This is a genomic window from Thermasporomyces composti (assembly GCF_003386795.1).
Lineage (GTDB): Bacteria > Actinomycetota > Actinomycetes > Propionibacteriales > Actinopolymorphaceae > Thermasporomyces > Thermasporomyces composti.
Genome location: NZ_QTUC01000001.1, coordinates 1,437,848 through 1,454,690, shown reverse-complemented (window position 1 = coordinate 1,454,690; position 16,843 = coordinate 1,437,848). Strand labels below are relative to the sequence as shown.

12 protein-coding genes are annotated in these 16,843 nt (G+C 69.4%); 8 read left to right on the top strand and 4 right to left on the bottom strand.

Going from position 1 to position 16,843, the window contains the following annotated elements:
• Positions 1-97 precede the first annotated feature (97 nt).
• Both DFJ64_RS19195 and DFJ64_RS06335 read left to right on the top strand, forming a co-directional pair.
• Entirely contained in the window at positions 98-331 is a 234-nt protein-coding gene (locus tag DFJ64_RS19195) for a hypothetical protein (protein ID WP_147304615.1), read from the top strand.
• The gene (locus DFJ64_RS06335; RefSeq protein ID WP_147304614.1) at positions 328-2,847 is read left to right on the top strand and encodes a hypothetical protein; all 2,520 of its coding nucleotides are present in this window, start codon (positions 328-330) and stop codon (positions 2,845-2,847) included. Before DFJ64_RS19195 ends, DFJ64_RS06335 begins: the two co-directional genes overlap by 4 nt.
• Positions 2,848-2,916: 69 nt before the next feature.
• Here DFJ64_RS06335 and serC read toward each other — a convergent pair whose 3' ends face one another.
• Complete coding sequence (gene serC, locus DFJ64_RS06330) at positions 2,917-4,056, bottom strand: phosphoserine transaminase (RefSeq protein WP_115849601.1); 1,140 nt, start codon at positions 4,054-4,056, stop codon at positions 2,917-2,919.
• A 118-nt stretch (positions 4,057-4,174) separates the two neighbouring features.
• Here serC and pdxH point away from each other — a divergent pair, with 118 nt between their 5' ends.
• Entirely contained in the window at positions 4,175-4,870 is a 696-nt protein-coding gene (gene pdxH, locus DFJ64_RS06325; RefSeq protein WP_245940973.1) for a pyridoxamine 5'-phosphate oxidase, read from the top strand.
• Between the two features lie 441 nt (positions 4,871-5,311).
• Here the strand turns inward: pdxH and DFJ64_RS06320 are convergent, their stop codons facing one another.
• Both DFJ64_RS06320 and DFJ64_RS06315 read right to left on the bottom strand, forming a co-directional pair.
• Positions 5,312-6,097, bottom strand: coding sequence for a DeoR/GlpR family DNA-binding transcription regulator (locus DFJ64_RS06320; protein WP_115849599.1), 786 nt, complete (start codon positions 6,095-6,097; stop codon positions 5,312-5,314).
• A 238-nt stretch (positions 6,098-6,335) separates the two neighbouring features.
• Positions 6,336-7,067, bottom strand: coding sequence for an SDR family NAD(P)-dependent oxidoreductase (locus DFJ64_RS06315; RefSeq protein WP_115849598.1), 732 nt, complete (start codon positions 7,065-7,067; stop codon positions 6,336-6,338).
• A 147-nt stretch (positions 7,068-7,214) separates the two neighbouring features.
• Here DFJ64_RS06315 and DFJ64_RS06310 point away from each other — a divergent pair, with 147 nt between their 5' ends.
• From DFJ64_RS06310 to tchly8B, 4 genes are all read left to right on the top strand, one after another.
• On the top strand, positions 7,215-8,516 hold the full coding sequence (locus DFJ64_RS06310) for an ABC transporter substrate-binding protein (RefSeq protein WP_115849597.1): 1,302 nt from the start codon (positions 7,215-7,217) through the stop codon (positions 8,514-8,516).
• Positions 8,517-8,615: 99 nt separating this feature from the next.
• On the top strand, positions 8,616-9,563 hold the full coding sequence (locus tag DFJ64_RS06305; protein WP_245940972.1) for a carbohydrate ABC transporter permease: 948 nt from the start codon (positions 8,616-8,618) through the stop codon (positions 9,561-9,563).
• Positions 9,560-10,447, top strand: a complete 888-nt coding sequence (locus DFJ64_RS06300; RefSeq protein ID WP_115849596.1) for a carbohydrate ABC transporter permease — start codon at positions 9,560-9,562, stop codon at positions 10,445-10,447. The genes DFJ64_RS06305 and DFJ64_RS06300 overlap by 4 nt, the downstream gene beginning before the upstream one ends.
• A 48-nt stretch (positions 10,448-10,495) precedes the next feature.
• Positions 10,496-12,832, top strand: coding sequence for a hyaluronate lyase TcHly8B (gene tchly8B / locus DFJ64_RS06295; RefSeq protein ID WP_115849595.1), 2,337 nt, complete (start codon positions 10,496-10,498; stop codon positions 12,830-12,832).
• A gap of 45 nt (positions 12,833-12,877) precedes the next feature.
• Here the strand turns inward: tchly8B and DFJ64_RS06290 are convergent, their stop codons facing one another.
• Positions 12,878-15,346 (bottom strand): discoidin domain-containing protein, encoded by a 2,469-nt coding sequence (locus DFJ64_RS06290; protein WP_115849594.1) that lies wholly within the window; start codon positions 15,344-15,346, stop codon positions 12,878-12,880.
• A 75-nt stretch (positions 15,347-15,421) separates the two neighbouring features.
• On the opposite strand from DFJ64_RS06290, the gene DFJ64_RS06285 reads away from it, so the two are divergent.
• On the top strand, positions 15,422-16,684 hold the full coding sequence (locus tag DFJ64_RS06285; RefSeq protein WP_115849593.1) for a cellulase-like family protein: 1,263 nt from the start codon (positions 15,422-15,424) through the stop codon (positions 16,682-16,684).
• The last annotated feature ends 159 nt before the right edge of the window (positions 16,685-16,843 follow it).

The window sequence follows — 16,843 nt, the reverse complement described above, 5'->3', positions numbered from 1 at the left end:
CAGCCTAGGTCGTCTCACGCGGGCCCGGAAGTGCGACCGAGAGCGCGACGGAGCCCTCGCTCCTGGCGACCGTCGTCATCGTGAGAGGCTGGCAGGCATGATCGTCGATGCTCGGCGGGGCCGCGAAGGGAGGCTTGTGGACCACCGCGTCGATGTGATGAGGTTCGACGAATCGGCCCCCGCGTCACCCGGGGTTCCGCAGTGCGGTGCCCGCGTGACACCCTTCGCTGAGGGGGTACGCGCGGGCCGGGAGCTCGTCGCCGTGTCGGGAGTGACGCCCGCGTCGGCGCGCACGCTGGAGTCCGACCTCGCGGAGGTGGTGCGGTCGTGAACTCACATCGGCGCCGTTCCTGGTCGGTGCGCGACCACAGGCGGGTCGTGCTCGCCGCCCTCGCCGGGTCACTGATCGCCGCGTCGTCGTTCACCGCGGCACACGCCGACGAGCCCTCGCCCGAGGAGCCGCGCGAGGCGTTCACCATCAGTGACGAGCGGATCGTCGAGTCGAGCGGGCTCACGCTGAGCACGAAGCACCCGAACGTCTTCTACACCGTCAATGACTCCGGTGACGAGGCGCGGGTCTTCGCCCTCGACGACGAGGGCACGGTCATCGGTGTCATCAGGCTCGCCGAGGTGGACGCCCAGGACATCGAGGCGGTGGCGAGCGGGCCCGACGAACGGATCTGGGTCGCCGACATCGGCGACAACGACCGGGTCCGCGAGACCATCACGCTCTACCGCTTCCGGGAGCCGGACGAGCTCGGCGACGTTCAGCAGCAGTGGAGCCGCTTCCCCCTGGTGTACCCGGACGGTCCACACGACGCCGAGACGCTGCTCATCCACCCGGAGACCGGGCAGCCGTTCATCGTCACCAAGCATCCGGACGGCGGCGCGATCTACGCCGCTCCCGAGGAGCCGGTGAGCGGCGCGGTCGAGAACGAGCTCGTCCGGGTGGCTGACGCTCCGCCTCGCATCACCGATGGGGCCTTCCTTCCCGACGGCTCCGGCGTCGTGCTGCGGGACGATGACGAGGTGTACCTGCTCGACTGGCCGAGCGCGGAGGTCAAGCGCACCATCCCGCTGCCGCCTCAGCGTTGCGACAGGACCGCGGAGCTTCCTTGCCTGGGTGAGTCGCTCGCGGTGAGCGAGGACGGCGAGTACCTCTACGCGGGGAGTGAGGGCGCGAACTCGGTGGTCAACCTCGTGCCGTTGTCAGGCGGCGCCCAGGCGGCGAGCCCGAGCCCGACCGCCACGGCCACGCCGACCAGAACGCCTCGGGCCGAGCGGGCCGACGACGCGCGCGGAGAGAACGCCGCCGAGGCGGCGGATTCCGGTGGCGGTCTGTTCGGCGGCCTTCACCCGGCGGTCCTCGTCGCGGTGGTCGTGGTCGCGGTCGGTGCGGGCGTCCTGGCGTTCCCACGGGTGCTGGCTTTCCGCAGACGGTCCGACGCGGACGAAGAGGAGCCGCCCGTGGGTCGACGTCGCGTCGCGGACGAGGACCCGGAGGACGAGGTCGGCGCACGCCCGACGTGGGAAGGCGCGCCGGAGTGGACGCACAGTGCCGCGACGCCCTGGCAGCGGGAGACGTCCCAACCGCAGGAGGGCTCCTGGCCGGAGCAGTCGCGGTGGCCGCACGGGAGCCCGGAGTTCCCCGTTCCCGAGCGAGCGGAGTACGAGCACGCCGGCGCCTGGCCAGACGACCGAGAGCGGCACCCGCAGGCGTGGTCGGAGTGGCGCGCGGACCAGGACGGATCCGACCCCCGCCAGGTCGTCGGGCCCCATGGCGCGGCGGACGACCGCTGGCGGGCCGCCGAGAGTTGGCGGGCTGACGACGGCTGGCAGACGGGTGACGACCGGCGAGCCCGTGAGCGGTGGGATGCCGACGTGAGCTGGCCGCCCGCCGAGCGTTGGGGCGCAGACGTGGACGCTCACGCTGACGCGGAGGGACCGGCCCGCTCGGGACCGGAGTGGTCCGAGCGGGCCGGGCAGGCGGCCGGTGACGCGTCCCGGTGGTCGTCGCGTGACGGCTCCTCGTCGGCGTGGTCAACGGAGCCGGTCCAGTCTCGAGGGCAGGAGTGGTCTCAGGAGCAGGAGTGGTCCCAGGGGCCGGGGTGGTCCCGGGGAACGGAATGGTCGAGGGAGCCTGAGGGGTCCGGCGAGGCCCCATGGACACGGTCGGGAGACTCGTCGGGGATGGCCGCTCCGTCGTCGTGGGAGTCCGCGCAGCGACCGGAGTGGCCCTCGCAGCGGCAGCCGGACGCCACCCGCAGAGGCCGCGACTGGAGAGAGGCCGTCGAGGAGGACTGGGAGACGCCTCGGCGATCGGCCGGCGCGGCCCCAGCGGGCTGGTCGGCACACTCGTCGACGGGCGAGGCATGGCCCAGGGAGTGGGGCTCCGCGGAGGAAGCCTGGCCCAACGCCGGTTCGCGGGAATGGCACGAGTCAGGTGGAGACACCCGCCGGGAGTGGTGGGGCGACCAAGCGCAGCGAGCGCGACAGGCGGGCCACTCCCGGGCGAACGTGGACTGGCTCGAAGAGCGGCTGGCGTCGCGCGGCTCCGCTCAGCCCACCTGGGAGCGTCCCGGCGACTCGACCGGACAGTGGCAGCGGTCCGACGACGTGCCGCACCGTGGCTCCTGGGATGCCCGACAGTCCTGGGAACCACCGCGGCAGTCCGCGGATCCGTCGCGGCGGCCCTTCGCTGGCCAGCAGGACGAGGCCGACTTCTGGTCGAGGCCGCCCATCCCGACCGAGCCGAGCTGGCCCGGTGAGGAGGCGATGGAGCCGCGGCGGTGGTCCGAGGGTGACAGCCGTTGGCGACCCTACCGCGACGATGATCTCGACCGGTGACGAGCCGAGCGGTTTCTCGGGAGAGGGGCGGTGCGCGAGGCGCCAGCCACGGTGACCCGCGGCCGTCCCTCACGAGTCCGTGAGGCGTTCGGTCACGTAGTCGATGCAGACGGTCAAGGCCTCGACGTCGCTCGGCTCGATCGCGGGGAACATCGCGACCCGCAGCTGGTTGCGTCCCAGCTTGCGGTACGGCTCGACGTCGACGATGCCGTTGGCTCGAAGGACCTTGGCCACCGCCGCGGCGTCCACCGAGGCGTCGAAGTCGATCGTGCCCACGACGAGCGAGCGCGCCGCCGGGTCAGCCACGAACGGTGTGGCGTACGTCGACTTCTCCGCCCAGCTGTACAGCCGCGTCGAGGAGTCCGTCGTGCGGGCCACCGCGCCCGCGAGACCCCCGTTGGCCAGCAGCCAGTCCAGTTGCTCGGCGAGGAGGATGAGGGTTGCGATCGCCGGCGTGTTGTAGGTCTGGTCCTTGCGCGAGTTGTCGATCGCGGTGCGCAGGTCGAGGAACGCCGGGATGTAACGACCTGATGCGGCGATCTCGTCAACCCGAGCCAGCGCCGCCGGCGACATGACGGCGATCCACAGCCCGCCATCGGATGCGAAGCACTTCTGCGGGGCGAAGTAGTAGACGTCGGCCTGCGCGATGTCGACGGGCAGTCCACCGGCGCCCGACGTGGCGTCGATGACCACGAGCGCGCCGTCGTCGGCGTCGGGCACGCGCCGCACGGGGGCCATGACGCCCGTCGACGTCTCGTTGTGCGGCCAGGCGTAGACGTCGATGCCCGCCTCAGCGTACGGGGTGGGCAGGGTGCCTGGCTCGCCGGTCACGACGGTGGGCTCCTCGAGGAAGGGCGCGCCGGCCGTCACCTTGGCGAACTTGGCGGAGAACTCGCCGAACGACAGGTGTTGGGCGCGGTGGCGGACGAGGTTGTGCGCCGCGATGTCCCAGAACGCCGTGGACCCGCCGAGGCCGAGCACCACCTCGTAGCCGTCGGGCAGCTCGAACAGCGTGCGGATGCCTTCCTTGACGCGGTGGACCAGCGAACGGACCGGCGCCTGCCGGTGGGAGGTGCCGAGCAGTGTCCGACCGGCCGCGCTCAGGGCCTCGACCGCCTCGGGGCGGACCTTGGACGGGCCGGAGCCGAAGCGTCCGTCACCGGGCTTGAGCTCGGTCGGGATCGTGATCGTGGTGGGGTCGTCAGCCACGGAGCACCTCTGTGGTCGTCGCTGGAAGCCGATCCGGCAGGCATTCTCTCACCAGCCCACGTCCGGGCCGGCGCCGGCGCGTGGTCCCGACGTCGAGCCGGGACTAAGGTCGGACCTCGTGGGCGAACGACCTCATGCCGACGCCCGGTCCGACTCGCCTGAGCCGAGGAGTGGCCGGGACCTCTCGGCGATGCGGCGCGACTACGGCGACGGTGCGCTCGTCGAGGCCGAGATGGCCGCGGACCCGCTCGAGCAGTTCCGGCGGTGGCTCGACGACGCCGTGGCGGCGGGCGTGCCCGAACCCAATGCCATGGTGCTCGCGACCGCGGACGCGAACGGCACACCGTCCGCCCGCACGGTCCTGCTCAAGTCCGTCGACGACCGGGGGCTGACGTTCTACACCAACCTCGAGTCCGCCAAGGCCGCTGATCTGGCTGTCCGTCCGGTGGCCGCCGTGGTGTTCCCGTGGCACGCGATGGCCCGACAGGTGAGGGTCACCGGTGGGGTGACCGAGGTCGACCGCGCGGAAGTGGCGGCGTACTTCGCCAGCCGGCCGTGGGAGAGTCAGCTGGGTGCGGTGGTGAGCCGACAGTCCCGCGTCATTCCCGACCGCGCAACGCTTGATCGGGAGTACGCCGCGGCGGAAGCGCGGTGGCCGCGAGGCACGGCCATCCCGGTGCCGGACTATTGGGGTGGTTACCGAATCCGACCGGAGATGTTCGAGTTCTGGCAAGGGCGCAAGGGCCGCTTGCATGATCGGATCCGCTATCGCAAGGTCAACGACCAGTGGGTCATGGAGCGTCTCGCTCCCTAGCCGGGATCTCCGATGACGGGGAGGGATGCACCGCTCGAGGCCAGGGCTGGGGTGTTGGGGATCGCTCCGGGGATGAGGCAGCCCGCGGGCTGGCAAGGCTGGGGGACTAGTCCAGCGCCCGCGGGCCGGGTGGCTGCCTGGGATTCGCCGGCCGCCGTCGGCGTTCAGTGGAAAGGACGGTCTTTCTCAGCGACGAACGCGGTCGGGACGCGCCGGTGATCGGCAGTCGGTCCTCAACGTGTGGACGGCGGCTAACGGACAGCCACCTCACGAGTCCCAGAGCTATGCATGCGCTGGATCACCTCCTTTCCCGTGTACGCCCGACCGTACGCCGGAAAGGCGGTCCTGACAACAAGAATTTGGCGGCGCTCCTCGCTGGCCGTCCTGCGGTGACGGCATGCTCGCCACCCGAGAACCGCTCGAGGTGCGCACGTGCTCGGGTCAAACCCGGACGACTTTGACGCCGATCTCCTCGAACCGACGCAGCTCCTCTTCCGGTGCGCCACAGTCGGTGATGAGGAGGTCGATCTCCTGAGCTCGCCGAATGCGTGCGAATGCACGTGCTCCCACTTTGGAGCTGTCCGCCACCACGACAACCTGGCCGGCCCGTTCCGCCATGAGCTGGTTGATCATGGCCTCCCCTTCGTGGTGTGTGCTGGCGCCGTACGTGGCGTCCACCGCGTCCACGCCGAGGAAGGCCATGTCGAGGCTGACGCCCTCGAGGATGTGCGTCGCGAGAGGGCCGGCGAGCTCGTAGGACTGCGGACGGGCGACTCCTCCTGTCACGACGATCTTGACGTGAGGCCGGACGGTGAGCTCGCTCGCGATGTTGACGGCGTTCGTGACGATGGTGATCGCGTGGTTTCCGTGGGAGGCGCGCAGGTCGGTGCGGGTGGCGATGGCTCGGGCGACCTCGGTGGCGGTGGTGCCCCCGTTGATGCCGATGACCATGCCGGCGCTCACCAGGTCGGCGGCCGCCTTGCCGATGCGCTGCTTCTCCGTCGCTTGGCGCGCGGTCTTGTACCGCAGCGGGAGGTCGTACGCCACGCTGTGCGCCACAGCACCGCCACGCGTCCGTGTCAGGAACTGCTGCTGGGCCAGGTGATCGAGGTCTCGGCGGATCGTCGCCGTGGACACCTCCAGCTCACCGGCCAAGGTCTCGACGTCGATCTGCCCCCGCTCGGCGACGAGCTCGAGAATGGCGTTCAGACGCTCGTAACGGTTCAATGTGCACCGTCCGGTTGCTCGAAGCTGCACAGGTCTGTGCGCAACCGATCATAGGCTGCGAAGAAGCTTCGGCTCTGCGCAGTCAGTGCACAAACTCGTGAAAACTGTGGCCAGTCCCGGTGTTGACCGACCAGAACCGGTCAGGTCTCGGCTCAGGTGCACGTTCGGCGCCGCCTGTCCGTCTCGCCCGCGAGGGGATTGGTGGGGAGTCGGTGATGGTGGGCCGGCAGTCGGCTGGCTACGCGGAGTCCTTGGTGATCAGCCAACCACCGTCGACGACGATGCTGGATCCGGTGACATAGGACGCGTCGTCGGAGGCGAGAAAGGCGATCACGGACGCGACCTCGTCCGGCCGCCCGAAGCGTCCCAGCACCGTCTGGCGGATGCTGCGGGCGCGGTCCGGCTCGCTCACCCGATCCCACGCGGCGGTCAGGATTGGTCCGGGGACCACCGCGTTGACGCGGACCGCAGGGCCGTAGTCCACCGCGAGCTGGCGGACCAAGGCCAACAGTCCGCCTTTCGAGGCCGCGTAGGCGGGATGGGCGGGGAGACCCGCATGGGCGTGCACGGAGGAGACCGCGACCGCCGCCGCACCGGGCCGCCAGCGCCCGTGAAGCGCCCGGAACGCCAGGTAGAGCGCGCGCAGGTTGACGTCCAGCTGACGGTCCCAGTCCTCGACGGAGAGCTCGTGCGCCGGCGCGACGATCTGGGCGGCTGCGTTGCTGACGAGGATGTCGAGACCGTCGGTGAGCACGTGCTCGGCGAGTTGAGTCCACAGATGCGGATCCCCGACGTCACCGACCACGGTGCGGGCAGCGCCGATCCGCTCCGCCGTCGCGGCCAGGCCTTCGGCGTTCACGTCGACCAGGACCGTCGTGGCGCCTTCGGCAGCGAGGCGTTCGGCGGTCGCGGCACCGATGCCCGAGCCCGCGCCGGTGACGACCGCTCGCTTGCCTTCGAGCCTGCCCACCGGTCGCCCTCCTAGCTATCATCTCTGCATCTTTTATGACTAATTATTGACATCGACGTTACGCTCCAGCAAGATCTGCCCCACATCGCATGAGGTGGCGGCGCTGCCCAACCTGCGGGGCGGCAGGCATGGGAGGGGATCGAGATCATGAGTGCGCTGGCTCGTCGACGTTTTCTCGGCGCGACGGGAGCCCTGCTGCTGGGTGGGACGATGGCCGGTTGCGGTGGCAGCGGCAGCGGCGCCGGTGGGGACAGCGAGTCGATCACGCTGACGATGACCGCCTGGGGCGGCGACATCGACCGCAAGACCTACAAGCAGCGCCTCGACATGGCGTCCAAGAAGTACCCCCACATCGAGGGCACCGTCCAACTGACGCCCGGGGACTACCTGCAGAAGCTGACGACGGCCATCGCCGGAGGCGCCGGCCCCGACCTGCTGGAGATCGCCGACCACGTGCCCGCGTTCGCCAGCAAGAACCAGATCCGACCGCTCGACGACTACATCGAGCAGTCCGGCATGGACTTGACGGAGATGTTCGGTGATCGGACGCCGAAGATCTTCCAGTACGAGGGCAAGCAGTACGGCCTGCCAGACCGCTCCGGGGCGATGGTCGTCTACTACAACCGGAAGATGTTCGACGCGGCCGAGGTCGAGTACCCGTCGAAGGAGTGGACCTGGGACGACCTGCTCAACGCGGCGAAGAAGCTCACCATCCGCGAGGGCGGCGAGGTCAAGCAGTGGGGGTTCGCCACGATCACGTGGTGGCCGTACTGGATGACCTTCATGTACCAGAACGGCGGGCGCGTGCTCGACGACGACAACCGGCCGGTCATCAACAGCCCGGAGAACGTCGAGGCCATGGAGTGGTACAACGACCTGGCCTGGAAGCACAAGGTGTCGCCGACGCTACGGGACTTCGCCAACTACGGCGAGGGTGTCGGGCCGGACCAGCTGTTCGCCCAGGGGAAGCTCGCGATGGAGATCACCGGCTTCTGGAACATCGCCGCCGCGAACAGCGTCGACGGACTCGACTGGGACATCGCACCGCTGTGGCACGGCAAGGAGGCGGCGACCAGCGCCTTCTTCACCGGACTGGCGATCTCGGCGAACACCAAGCACCCGGACGAGGTGTGGAAGGTCATCGAGTACATGGTGAGCGAGGAGGGTCAGCGCCCGATCATCGACAACGGCGAGGACGCTCCGGCCAACATCAAGGTGCAGGAGAGCGACGCCTTCCTCAAGCCCGTCTGGGCCAAGCGCGAGGTCAACATGAAGGCCTTCGCCGAGTCGTCGGACTTCATCTTCATCCCGCCGATCACCGTGCACTGGAACGAGATGCTCAAGGTCTGCGGTGACAACATCCAGCTCATGATGAACAACGAGGTCACCCCGAAGAAGGCCTTGGACACCATCCAGACTGAGCTCGAGCGCATCATGGGACGCAACTGATCGCACCGCGGACGCTGGTCGGGCCACCGCGGTGAGCCGAGAACTGGTGAAGAGATTCGTCGATCGAGGGCGCTCGAGGAGATGGGTGAAGGCGTCGACGTGAGGGTGCGGTCAGTCGCACCGATGGTCGAGAAGCGGCCGACTGCCAAGCCATGGTGGACCCAACGGCGCCGCGAGGCGTTGTGGTTCTACATCATGGCCTCGCCGTGGATCGCGGGGTTCCTGCTGTTCATGGGCGGACCGTTGGTCGCCTCGCTGTACCTCAGCTTCACCGACTACGACCTGCTCACCCCGCCGGAGTGGGTCGGGCTGGACAACTACGTGCGGATGTTCACCGACGATCCGCGCTTCTGGAAGGTGCTCCGCAACACCACGGTCTACACCCTCCTCGTCGTCCCCATCACGACCGTCCTGTCGGTCTGGCTAGCCGCCCTGTTGCACAAGCCCCTCAAGGGCATGCGCGTCTTCCGGACGATCGTCTACGTGCCGGCTCTCGTGCCGATCGTGGCGAGCGCGATGCTGTTCTCCTGGGTGCTCGCGCCCGACGCGGGGTTGCTCAACCGAACCCTCGCGCTCGTCGGCATCGACGGACCGGCGTGGCTGCTGGACGAGACCTGGGTCATCCCAGGTTTGGTGATGATGTCCGTCTGGGGCGTGGGAACCGGCGTGGTGTTGCTGTTGGCCGGGATGCAGGGTATCCCGCCGGAGCTGCTCGAGGCCGCGACGATCGACGGAGCGAATCCTCGCCAGCGCTTCTTTCAGATCACGCTGCCCATGCTGTCGCCGGTCATCCTCTTCAACGTCATCATGGGCTTGATCGGGACGTTCCAGGTCTTCAGCCAGGTCTACATCCTCACCGGCGGTGGGCCGAATGACGCGAGCATGATGCTCGTCCCCTACATCTTCGAAGAGGCGTTCCGGAACTTCCGGATGGGTTACGCCAGCGCCCTGTCCTGGCTGCTCTTCCTCATCATCATGACCTGCACCGCGATCGTGTTCAAAACGTCGTCGCGGTGGGTGTTCTACGAGTCGGAGGTACGCCGATGAGCCTGCTCGCGCAGGATCGACGCAGTCGACCAGTCGGCAGCGGCTCCCGACTCGACGCCGCGGCGACCTACGCCATCTTGACGGTCGTCTCCGCGGTGCTGGCGGCGCCGTTCCTGTTCATGGTGTCGATCGCGTTGTCCAGCGACGCCACCGTCCAGAAGGCCGCGTTCACGCTGATCCCACGCGAGTTCCATGTCGAGAACTTCGTGCGGGTCATGACCTCCGACGCGCAGATGGCCCGCTGGATCCTCAACAGCCTCATCATCGTGGCCTTCGCGTGCGTCGGACAGACGTTCGTGAGCGCGATGGTGGCGTTCGCCTTCGCCCGGCTCCGGGCGCCAGGACGTGGGCTGCTCTTCGGCATCCTGCTCGCCACCATGATGGTGCCGATCGAGGTGACGATCATCCCGCAGTTCATCCTGTTCCGGCACCTGGGCTGGATCGACACGCTGCTGCCGCTCGTCGTGCCGAGCTTGTTCGGCAGCGCGTACAACATCTTCCTGATGCGGCAGTTCACCGCCCGCATTCCGCGAGAGCTGGACGAGGCGGCGCAGGTCGACGGGCTCGGGTACTTCGGCCTTCTGGTGCGCATCATCCTGCCGCTCATGAAGCCGGTGTTGGTCGCGGTTGGGGTGTTCAGCTTCGCGTGGGCGTGGGGATGGTTCTTCGGCCCGCTGATCTACCTCAACACCGAGTCGAAGTTCCCGCTGGCGCTGGGTGTGCAGTTCCTCTCCGGCACGACCACGAACGCACAGACCCCGCCGTACAACCTCGTCATGGTCGGCGCGCTCTTCCTCACCGTGCCGATGCTCCTCGTCTACTTCTTCAGCCAGAAGTACATCTACCAAGTCAACCTCGGCGCCGGCAGCGCTGGCATCCGGTGAATCGGCGAAGGCCCAGCCGCTGCCGTCTCGACGCGAAGGGAGCTCGTCATGAGCTGGAACCGCAGGTCTTTCCTCGGCGCGTTGGGCGTGACCTGCCTGGCCGGAGCGGGAATGGTGCCGATCGTACGGCCACGGACGGCGGCGGCCGCCGACGAGTTCGACCTGCTTCGCGAACGCTGGTGCTCGCTGGTCACCGGGTCGGGATACGACCCGGACGTGGAGCCGTTCAAGTCCCGGCTGGCCGCTCTCGGCGCGGAGGCGGAGCAGTACCTCACCACGTTGGCGCCGGGTGAGACATCCCTGTGGCCGGATCTGCCCCTCGACACCTCGACCTGGAACATGACGCTGAGCGCCCGACGCTTGCGGACCATGGCGGTCGCGTACCTGGTGCCGGGCACGGGGCACACCGGGAACTCGGCGATGGCGGAGGCGGCGGTCACCGCCTTCGACGAGCTCACCACTCGGTTCTACGCGCCGCCCCACTGGTGGGGGAACTGGTGGGACTGGCTCATCGGCACTCCGCAGGCGCTCAACGACTTCTGTGCCCTGCTCTATGAGCAGCTCGGTCCGGAGCTCATCGACCGGTACGTCCAGCGTGTCGATCACTACGTCGACCCGGGTGCGATCGACCGGACGACCGGAGCCAACCGCGGCTGGCTGTGCGAGGTCACCGCGGTGCGGGGCGTCCTGGGCAAGTCACCGGAGATGATGGCGAAGGCGCGGGACGGCTTGTCGCCGATCATGGTGTACGTCACCGACGGCGACGGGTTCTACCGCGACGGCTCGTTCATCCAGCACGAGTACTACGCCTACACCGGCTCCTACGGGATCTCGCTCCTCCAGTCGGTGTCCGGGCTCTTCGCGTTGCTCGCCGGGTCGACGTGGGAGATCGTGGACCCGAACCGCCAGGTGCTCTTCGACAGCATCGAGAACAGCTTCGCGCCGTTCGTCTACAACGGTCTCCTCATGGACGCGGTGGCCGGCCGAGTGATCAGCCGGGAAGCGGAGCACGACCACTGGCGCGGACACCTGCTCGCTGCGTCGGTGCTCAGGATGGCCGAGGCCGGCTCGCCGGAGGAGGCCAAGCGCTGGCGGGGAATCGTCAAGGGATGGTTGCTCCGGGAATCGGAGCCCCGCTACATGGGCGACCAGACCCTCACCATGGCCGCGGTCGCCGACGCTCAGGCCGTCCTCGACGACCCCACGATCGAGCCGTTGCCGGAGCCGGTCGAGCATCGCATCTTCGCCGCCATGGACCAGGCGGTGCACCGTCGTCCGACCTGGGCGTTCTCCATCTCCATGCGGAGCGTCCGCACCGCCTTCTACGAGACCATCAACGGCGAGAACCTCAAGGGCTGGCACACCGGTGTCGGCATGACGTACTGGTGGGGCGCGGACTTCGGCAACGACCACTACACCGACGGCTTCTGGCCCACCGCGGATCCCTACCGGCTGCCCGGGACGACCGTGTCCCGCAAGCCGCTGGAGGACGGCGTCGGCAACAACGTCTTGCCGACCGAGGCCTGGGCCGGGGGGACGACGGACGGGGAGTTCGCGGCGGTCGGCCAGAGCATCCAGGCGCTCGAGTCGACTCTGCGTGGTCGCAAGTCGTGGTTCTGCCTCGACGACGCCGTAGTCTGCCTCGGTGCCGGCATCACGTGCGCGGACGGCTACGCGGTCGACACCACGGTCGACCAGCGCAACCTGGGGGAGAACGGCGTCCACGACTTCCGGCTCAACGGGATCCCCTCGCCCACCTCGGGCACCTGGTCGCTGACCGTCCCGAACGCTCGGTGGGCCCACCTCGAGGGTTTCGGCGGCTACGTCTTCCCGGGGGGCGCGCGGGTGAGCGCGATCCGGGAGACCCGCACCGGCAGCTGGTACGACATCAACGTCGGCGGGCCCAGGGATGAGCTGCGCCGGCGCTACGTCACGGTGTACCTCGACCACGGTGTCGACCCGGTCGACGCGAGCTACGTCTACCTCGTCATGCCCGGGGCGACCCGGCAGGAGACGATCCGCCGCGCCGCCGACCGCCGGTGGCTCCGCGTGCTGGCCAATACCGCGGACCGGCAGGCGATCTCGGTCCCGTCCTTGGGCTTCGTCGGCGCGAACTTCTTCGCCCCCGGAACGGTCGACGCGCTCACCGTGGACCAGCCGTGCAGCGTGCTCGTTCGCGTCGCCGACGGGCGGGCGACGATCTGCGTGAGCGACCCGCGGCAGGACGGCTCGACGGTTCGGGTGACGTGGAACCGTCCGGTCGCCTCGGTCGTCTCGAGTGATCCGACCGTCCGTGTCGTCGAGGCGGGAGAGCGGCTGGTCCTCGACGTCACGGTCGAGGAGACCGCGGGCATGACCCAGCGGGCCGTGGTCGCCCTGGCGTGACTCGGGGCCGGTGCTCGCGTCCGCGGCCTCCGGCGAGCACCGGCCTCACTCCCATGCGAGGGCGACGTTGAGCTCGGCCGCGCCGGCGGCACCGTCGGGGCTCGCTCCCTCCAGCCGGACGTGGCGAACGTGGTCCGCGGCGAGTGCTACCACCTTCGTGGCCGCTGTCGCGGGCCACGTGCCGCTGGCCACCTCGGTGAAGGTCGTGCCGTCGGTGCTGGTGAGCACGCGATAGGCGGTCAGCTTGCCACGGAGGTCCGCGTCGGGGCGTGGCGTGTAGAGGAGGGAGTGCACCGACCGGGACCGGCCGAGGTCGAGGGTGATGGACGCCGGCGGGTCCTCCGGGGAGCTCGACGCGTGCCACAGGCTCGTCGGGTTGGCGTCGAGCGCGTTGCTCGCCTCGCAGCCGAGGTCGGCGCGGGTTGCGGTGGCGCGCATCTCCTCCTGCGGCAGGAGCGTCGGGGCGGGCGCCGTCGGCTCGATCGCCAGGTCGCCGAACTGGGCTCGTCGCCACGCGCCGACCAGGAGCCCGACCTGACCTCGATTGTGGCGGTCGTCGTCGACCGTGGCCACCGTGGTGTCGTCGACCCGTGCCACGATCGTCGTGCCGGTGAAGGACAAGTGGAGTCGGTACCACCGCGTGGGTTCGACGTCGAGTCGACCGTGGGCCAGGGTGTCCTCGGTTCGGTCCGGGCCGGTTCGCAGCAGTGCCCAGCTGTGATCGCGGGACAGTCGGAGGCGGTAGCCGGTCTGTCCTCCTGAGCCACGCATCACGTAGTCGACCCGGCCGAGGAGGTCGACGAAGGGCGCCTCGTCGAGGCGGACGTCGACCGACACGGCGTAGTCACCCCACCACATGGGATCGCCCAGGAGGGTGAACGGTGAGGTGTCGACGGTGTACCGCCAGTCGAGCGGGCGGATCGTGACGGTCTGCGCCAGGCACTGGCCGTCGCCGTCGGGCCGAGGCGTGGCCTCGAACGCGCCGTTGAAGTCCGAGAACAGTCGCGGCGACCGCTTGGGCGCGACGTCTCGGAAGCTCTCCCGGTAGGGCAGCGCGAAGATTCGCGGTCGGGCCGGTGGCTCCCACGCCGCCTTGCCTTGGCCCCGGGTCGTCGTGAGGGTGAGGAGACGGCCGGGTGGCAGGACCACCTCGTACTCGCCGCTGGTCGGCTCGACCTGCCCGACCTGGCGGAACCAGTCCTGGTAGCGGTCGGAGCGGAGGTCGGTCTCCCACACGTGGACGGTCGCGGAGCCCGCGATCCCCGCGTCAGGTCGGTCCCGGCCGGTCTGCGCCGAGCCGCGGTCGCTCGGGACCGAGCTGGCCTGCTCCGGACCAGTCCGAGGCGCGTCACCAGGACGCGCGTGGCTCCGGTGGCGGTCGGCGTGGCGCGGGTGGGGCAGTCGGAACCGGACGCGCTGAGGCTCGGTGGCGTCCACGGTCTCGATGACGACGCTGTAGTGCCCCGTGGCGGGGTCGCGCAACGTCACGATGCTGCCGCCCCCCTCGAGGTACCCACACGCCGGGTCGAGGTAGCGCCAGCCGGGCTGGGCGAACTGCGTGGTGTGGGCGACCACCCACACCGAGAGGCTGGGTTCGTAGTAGCCGGACCACGGCTCGTAGGCGCGCAGCAGTCCGACGCCCGCTCCCTCGATAGAGGTATAGAAGGATGCCGTCAACGCCCAGTTGACGGTAGCGGTCATGCGTCCGTCGATGTAGACCCGGTTGATGGCTCTGGCGAGCGGAGCGGCGCCGATGTCGTACCGTTGGCTGCCTTGCTCGCCGGCCCACAGTGGCTTGCCGAGGCCTTGCGCGGTCGGCGTGCTGGGCCCGTGGTCATAGGGCGCTCCGTTGAACTGCTGGCCGCACGGGTAGTGCACCGAGACCACGTCGACCGCGTCGTAGAAGGCGGGGTCGGCGGCCATGGCGTCCGCCACCTTCCACCGCTCGGGGAGATCCTCGCCCCAGCCGTCGGCGGCGATGAGCTTGACGGCGTGGTGGCCGGCTTCGCGCAAGGCGTGCTTCAACGCCACGAACCAGTCCGCGTCGAAGTCCTCCGACTCGTTCCATCCGCCGAGGTAGTCGATGGCGAGTCCGTGGCGACGGGCGCAGTCCAGCCAGGCCAGGTGGTAGGTGATGGTGTCGCGCGACCAGAAGCCGCCGTCGAGCCATCCCGGGACGCCCCATGCCAGACCGGAGAGCGCGATGCGCGGGTTGCGCCGCCGGGCCTCGCGCATGATCCACCACTCGTAGCCGCGGTCGTGGTCGAGGTCGTCACGGGTGCGCATGTGGCTCGGCTCGGATCCCGCCGTGGAGTTGATGTCGGAGCCGATCTCCACGCGCAGGATCTGCAAGGCGGCACCGTGATTCGGGCTGAACAGGAGGTCGAGGATCCGCGTGCGCTCCGGTTCGGGATAGTCGAGGAGCAGGCGCGAGGACGCGCCGGCGGACAACGCTCCGACGCCGTCGAATCGCCGGCCGGGCGCGTCGTCGCTGAGCACGAAGGTCTGCGTCATGGGCTCCTCCACCGGTCCGGCGTCGGCTCAGATAATAGTCATTAAGTATGTTTAATCGTCTGTCGGAGGTGGACCGTGCCGGTCCCTGACCACCTGCCCTCGTCGCTGACGATCAGCCTGTGGGACTTCACCTGGTACACGCGCACCGGTCCCGGCGAGCCGTTCGAGAACCTCGACCGAGCCTTCGCCGAGGCGGTCACGCGCGGCTACAACACGGTGCGGATCTGCGCCATGCCGTACCTGCTGTTCGGCTCCGGCCTGGACACCTCCGCGCTCACCCTGGGCCCGCTCGGCGGGGAGTACGGCCAGCAGACCCGGTGGTACGACGTCAAGGCGACCACGACCCTGGACGCCCGGGCCCACCTGCTGGCCCTCTTCGAGGCGGCGCGCCGGCACGACTGCTACGTGATCGTGTCGAGCTGGGAGTACCAGCAAAGCGCGAGCTTCGCGCGGGACCGCGCCTGGCACGACGCGCTCCGTGCGGTCGATCCCGCCCAGCGGCCGGAGGCGCTCGCGCTCGCCCACGCCGAGCTCGTGTCCTTCCTGGACCGACACGGGCTGGCCGACCGGATCGCGTTCGTCGAGCTCCACAACGAGGTGCAGGCCGGTCGGCTCACCGAGGCCGTCGAAGGGCCGGACACGGTCGTCGCTCTTCGCCCCTTGCTCGAGAACGCGATCGAGACGTTCAAGGCTCGTCACCCGCGGATACCGGTGACGGTCAACTACGCCGGGGTCCCGGTCGGCCAGCTGAGGGGCGTGCCGGAGAACGTCGACGTCGCGGTGTTCCACCCCTACGTCTACGGCGTCCTCGGCCAGCTCATCGAGGAGTTCGCGTTGCGGGACCCGTCCCGGCCGTTCCCGCAGGAGCCGGCGCGGGCCGAGCTGTTGCGCCCCGACGCCCCACCGCTCGAGGAGTGGACCCTCACCGGCGACGCGGCCTGGCGGCTGGACGCGACGGTGGTGAAGCAGCGTGAGATCTACGTCCACGACTGGTGTGATCCGCAGGCTTGGGACCGGTGGCTCTACGAGCGTTACGGCGAGCACCGGCACGCCATGGACGTCAAGCTGGACCTCTGGCTCGCCGCCGCCGCGGACTGGGCCGCCGCCCACCAGGTGCCGCTCGTGCTGGGCGAGGGGTTCGTGGGCTACACACCGCTCCACGGCACGTTCGAGGAAGGGCCAGTGGGTGCGGCGATCTGTGAGCGTGCGGTTCGGCGGGCGGCCGAGCTCGCCGCGTGGGGCACCGTGGTGTGCTCGAACGCGGCGCCGCACCACCCGATGTGGGCCGACCTCGGCCTCCAACGGCGGCTGAACACCCTGTTCACCAAGCGCCGCTAGGTCTCTGGCCACCACACGGGCGGTGCCGGCGGCTCGCTCGACACGACGGGGCCGGACACCCAGCGTGCTCGGGCTGGCGCGCTGCCGTGGCGCTCGGTCACGGCAAGGTGCACAAGACTGCTCGATCCGCTCTTGTAGCGTGCACAAACGAGCGCTCGA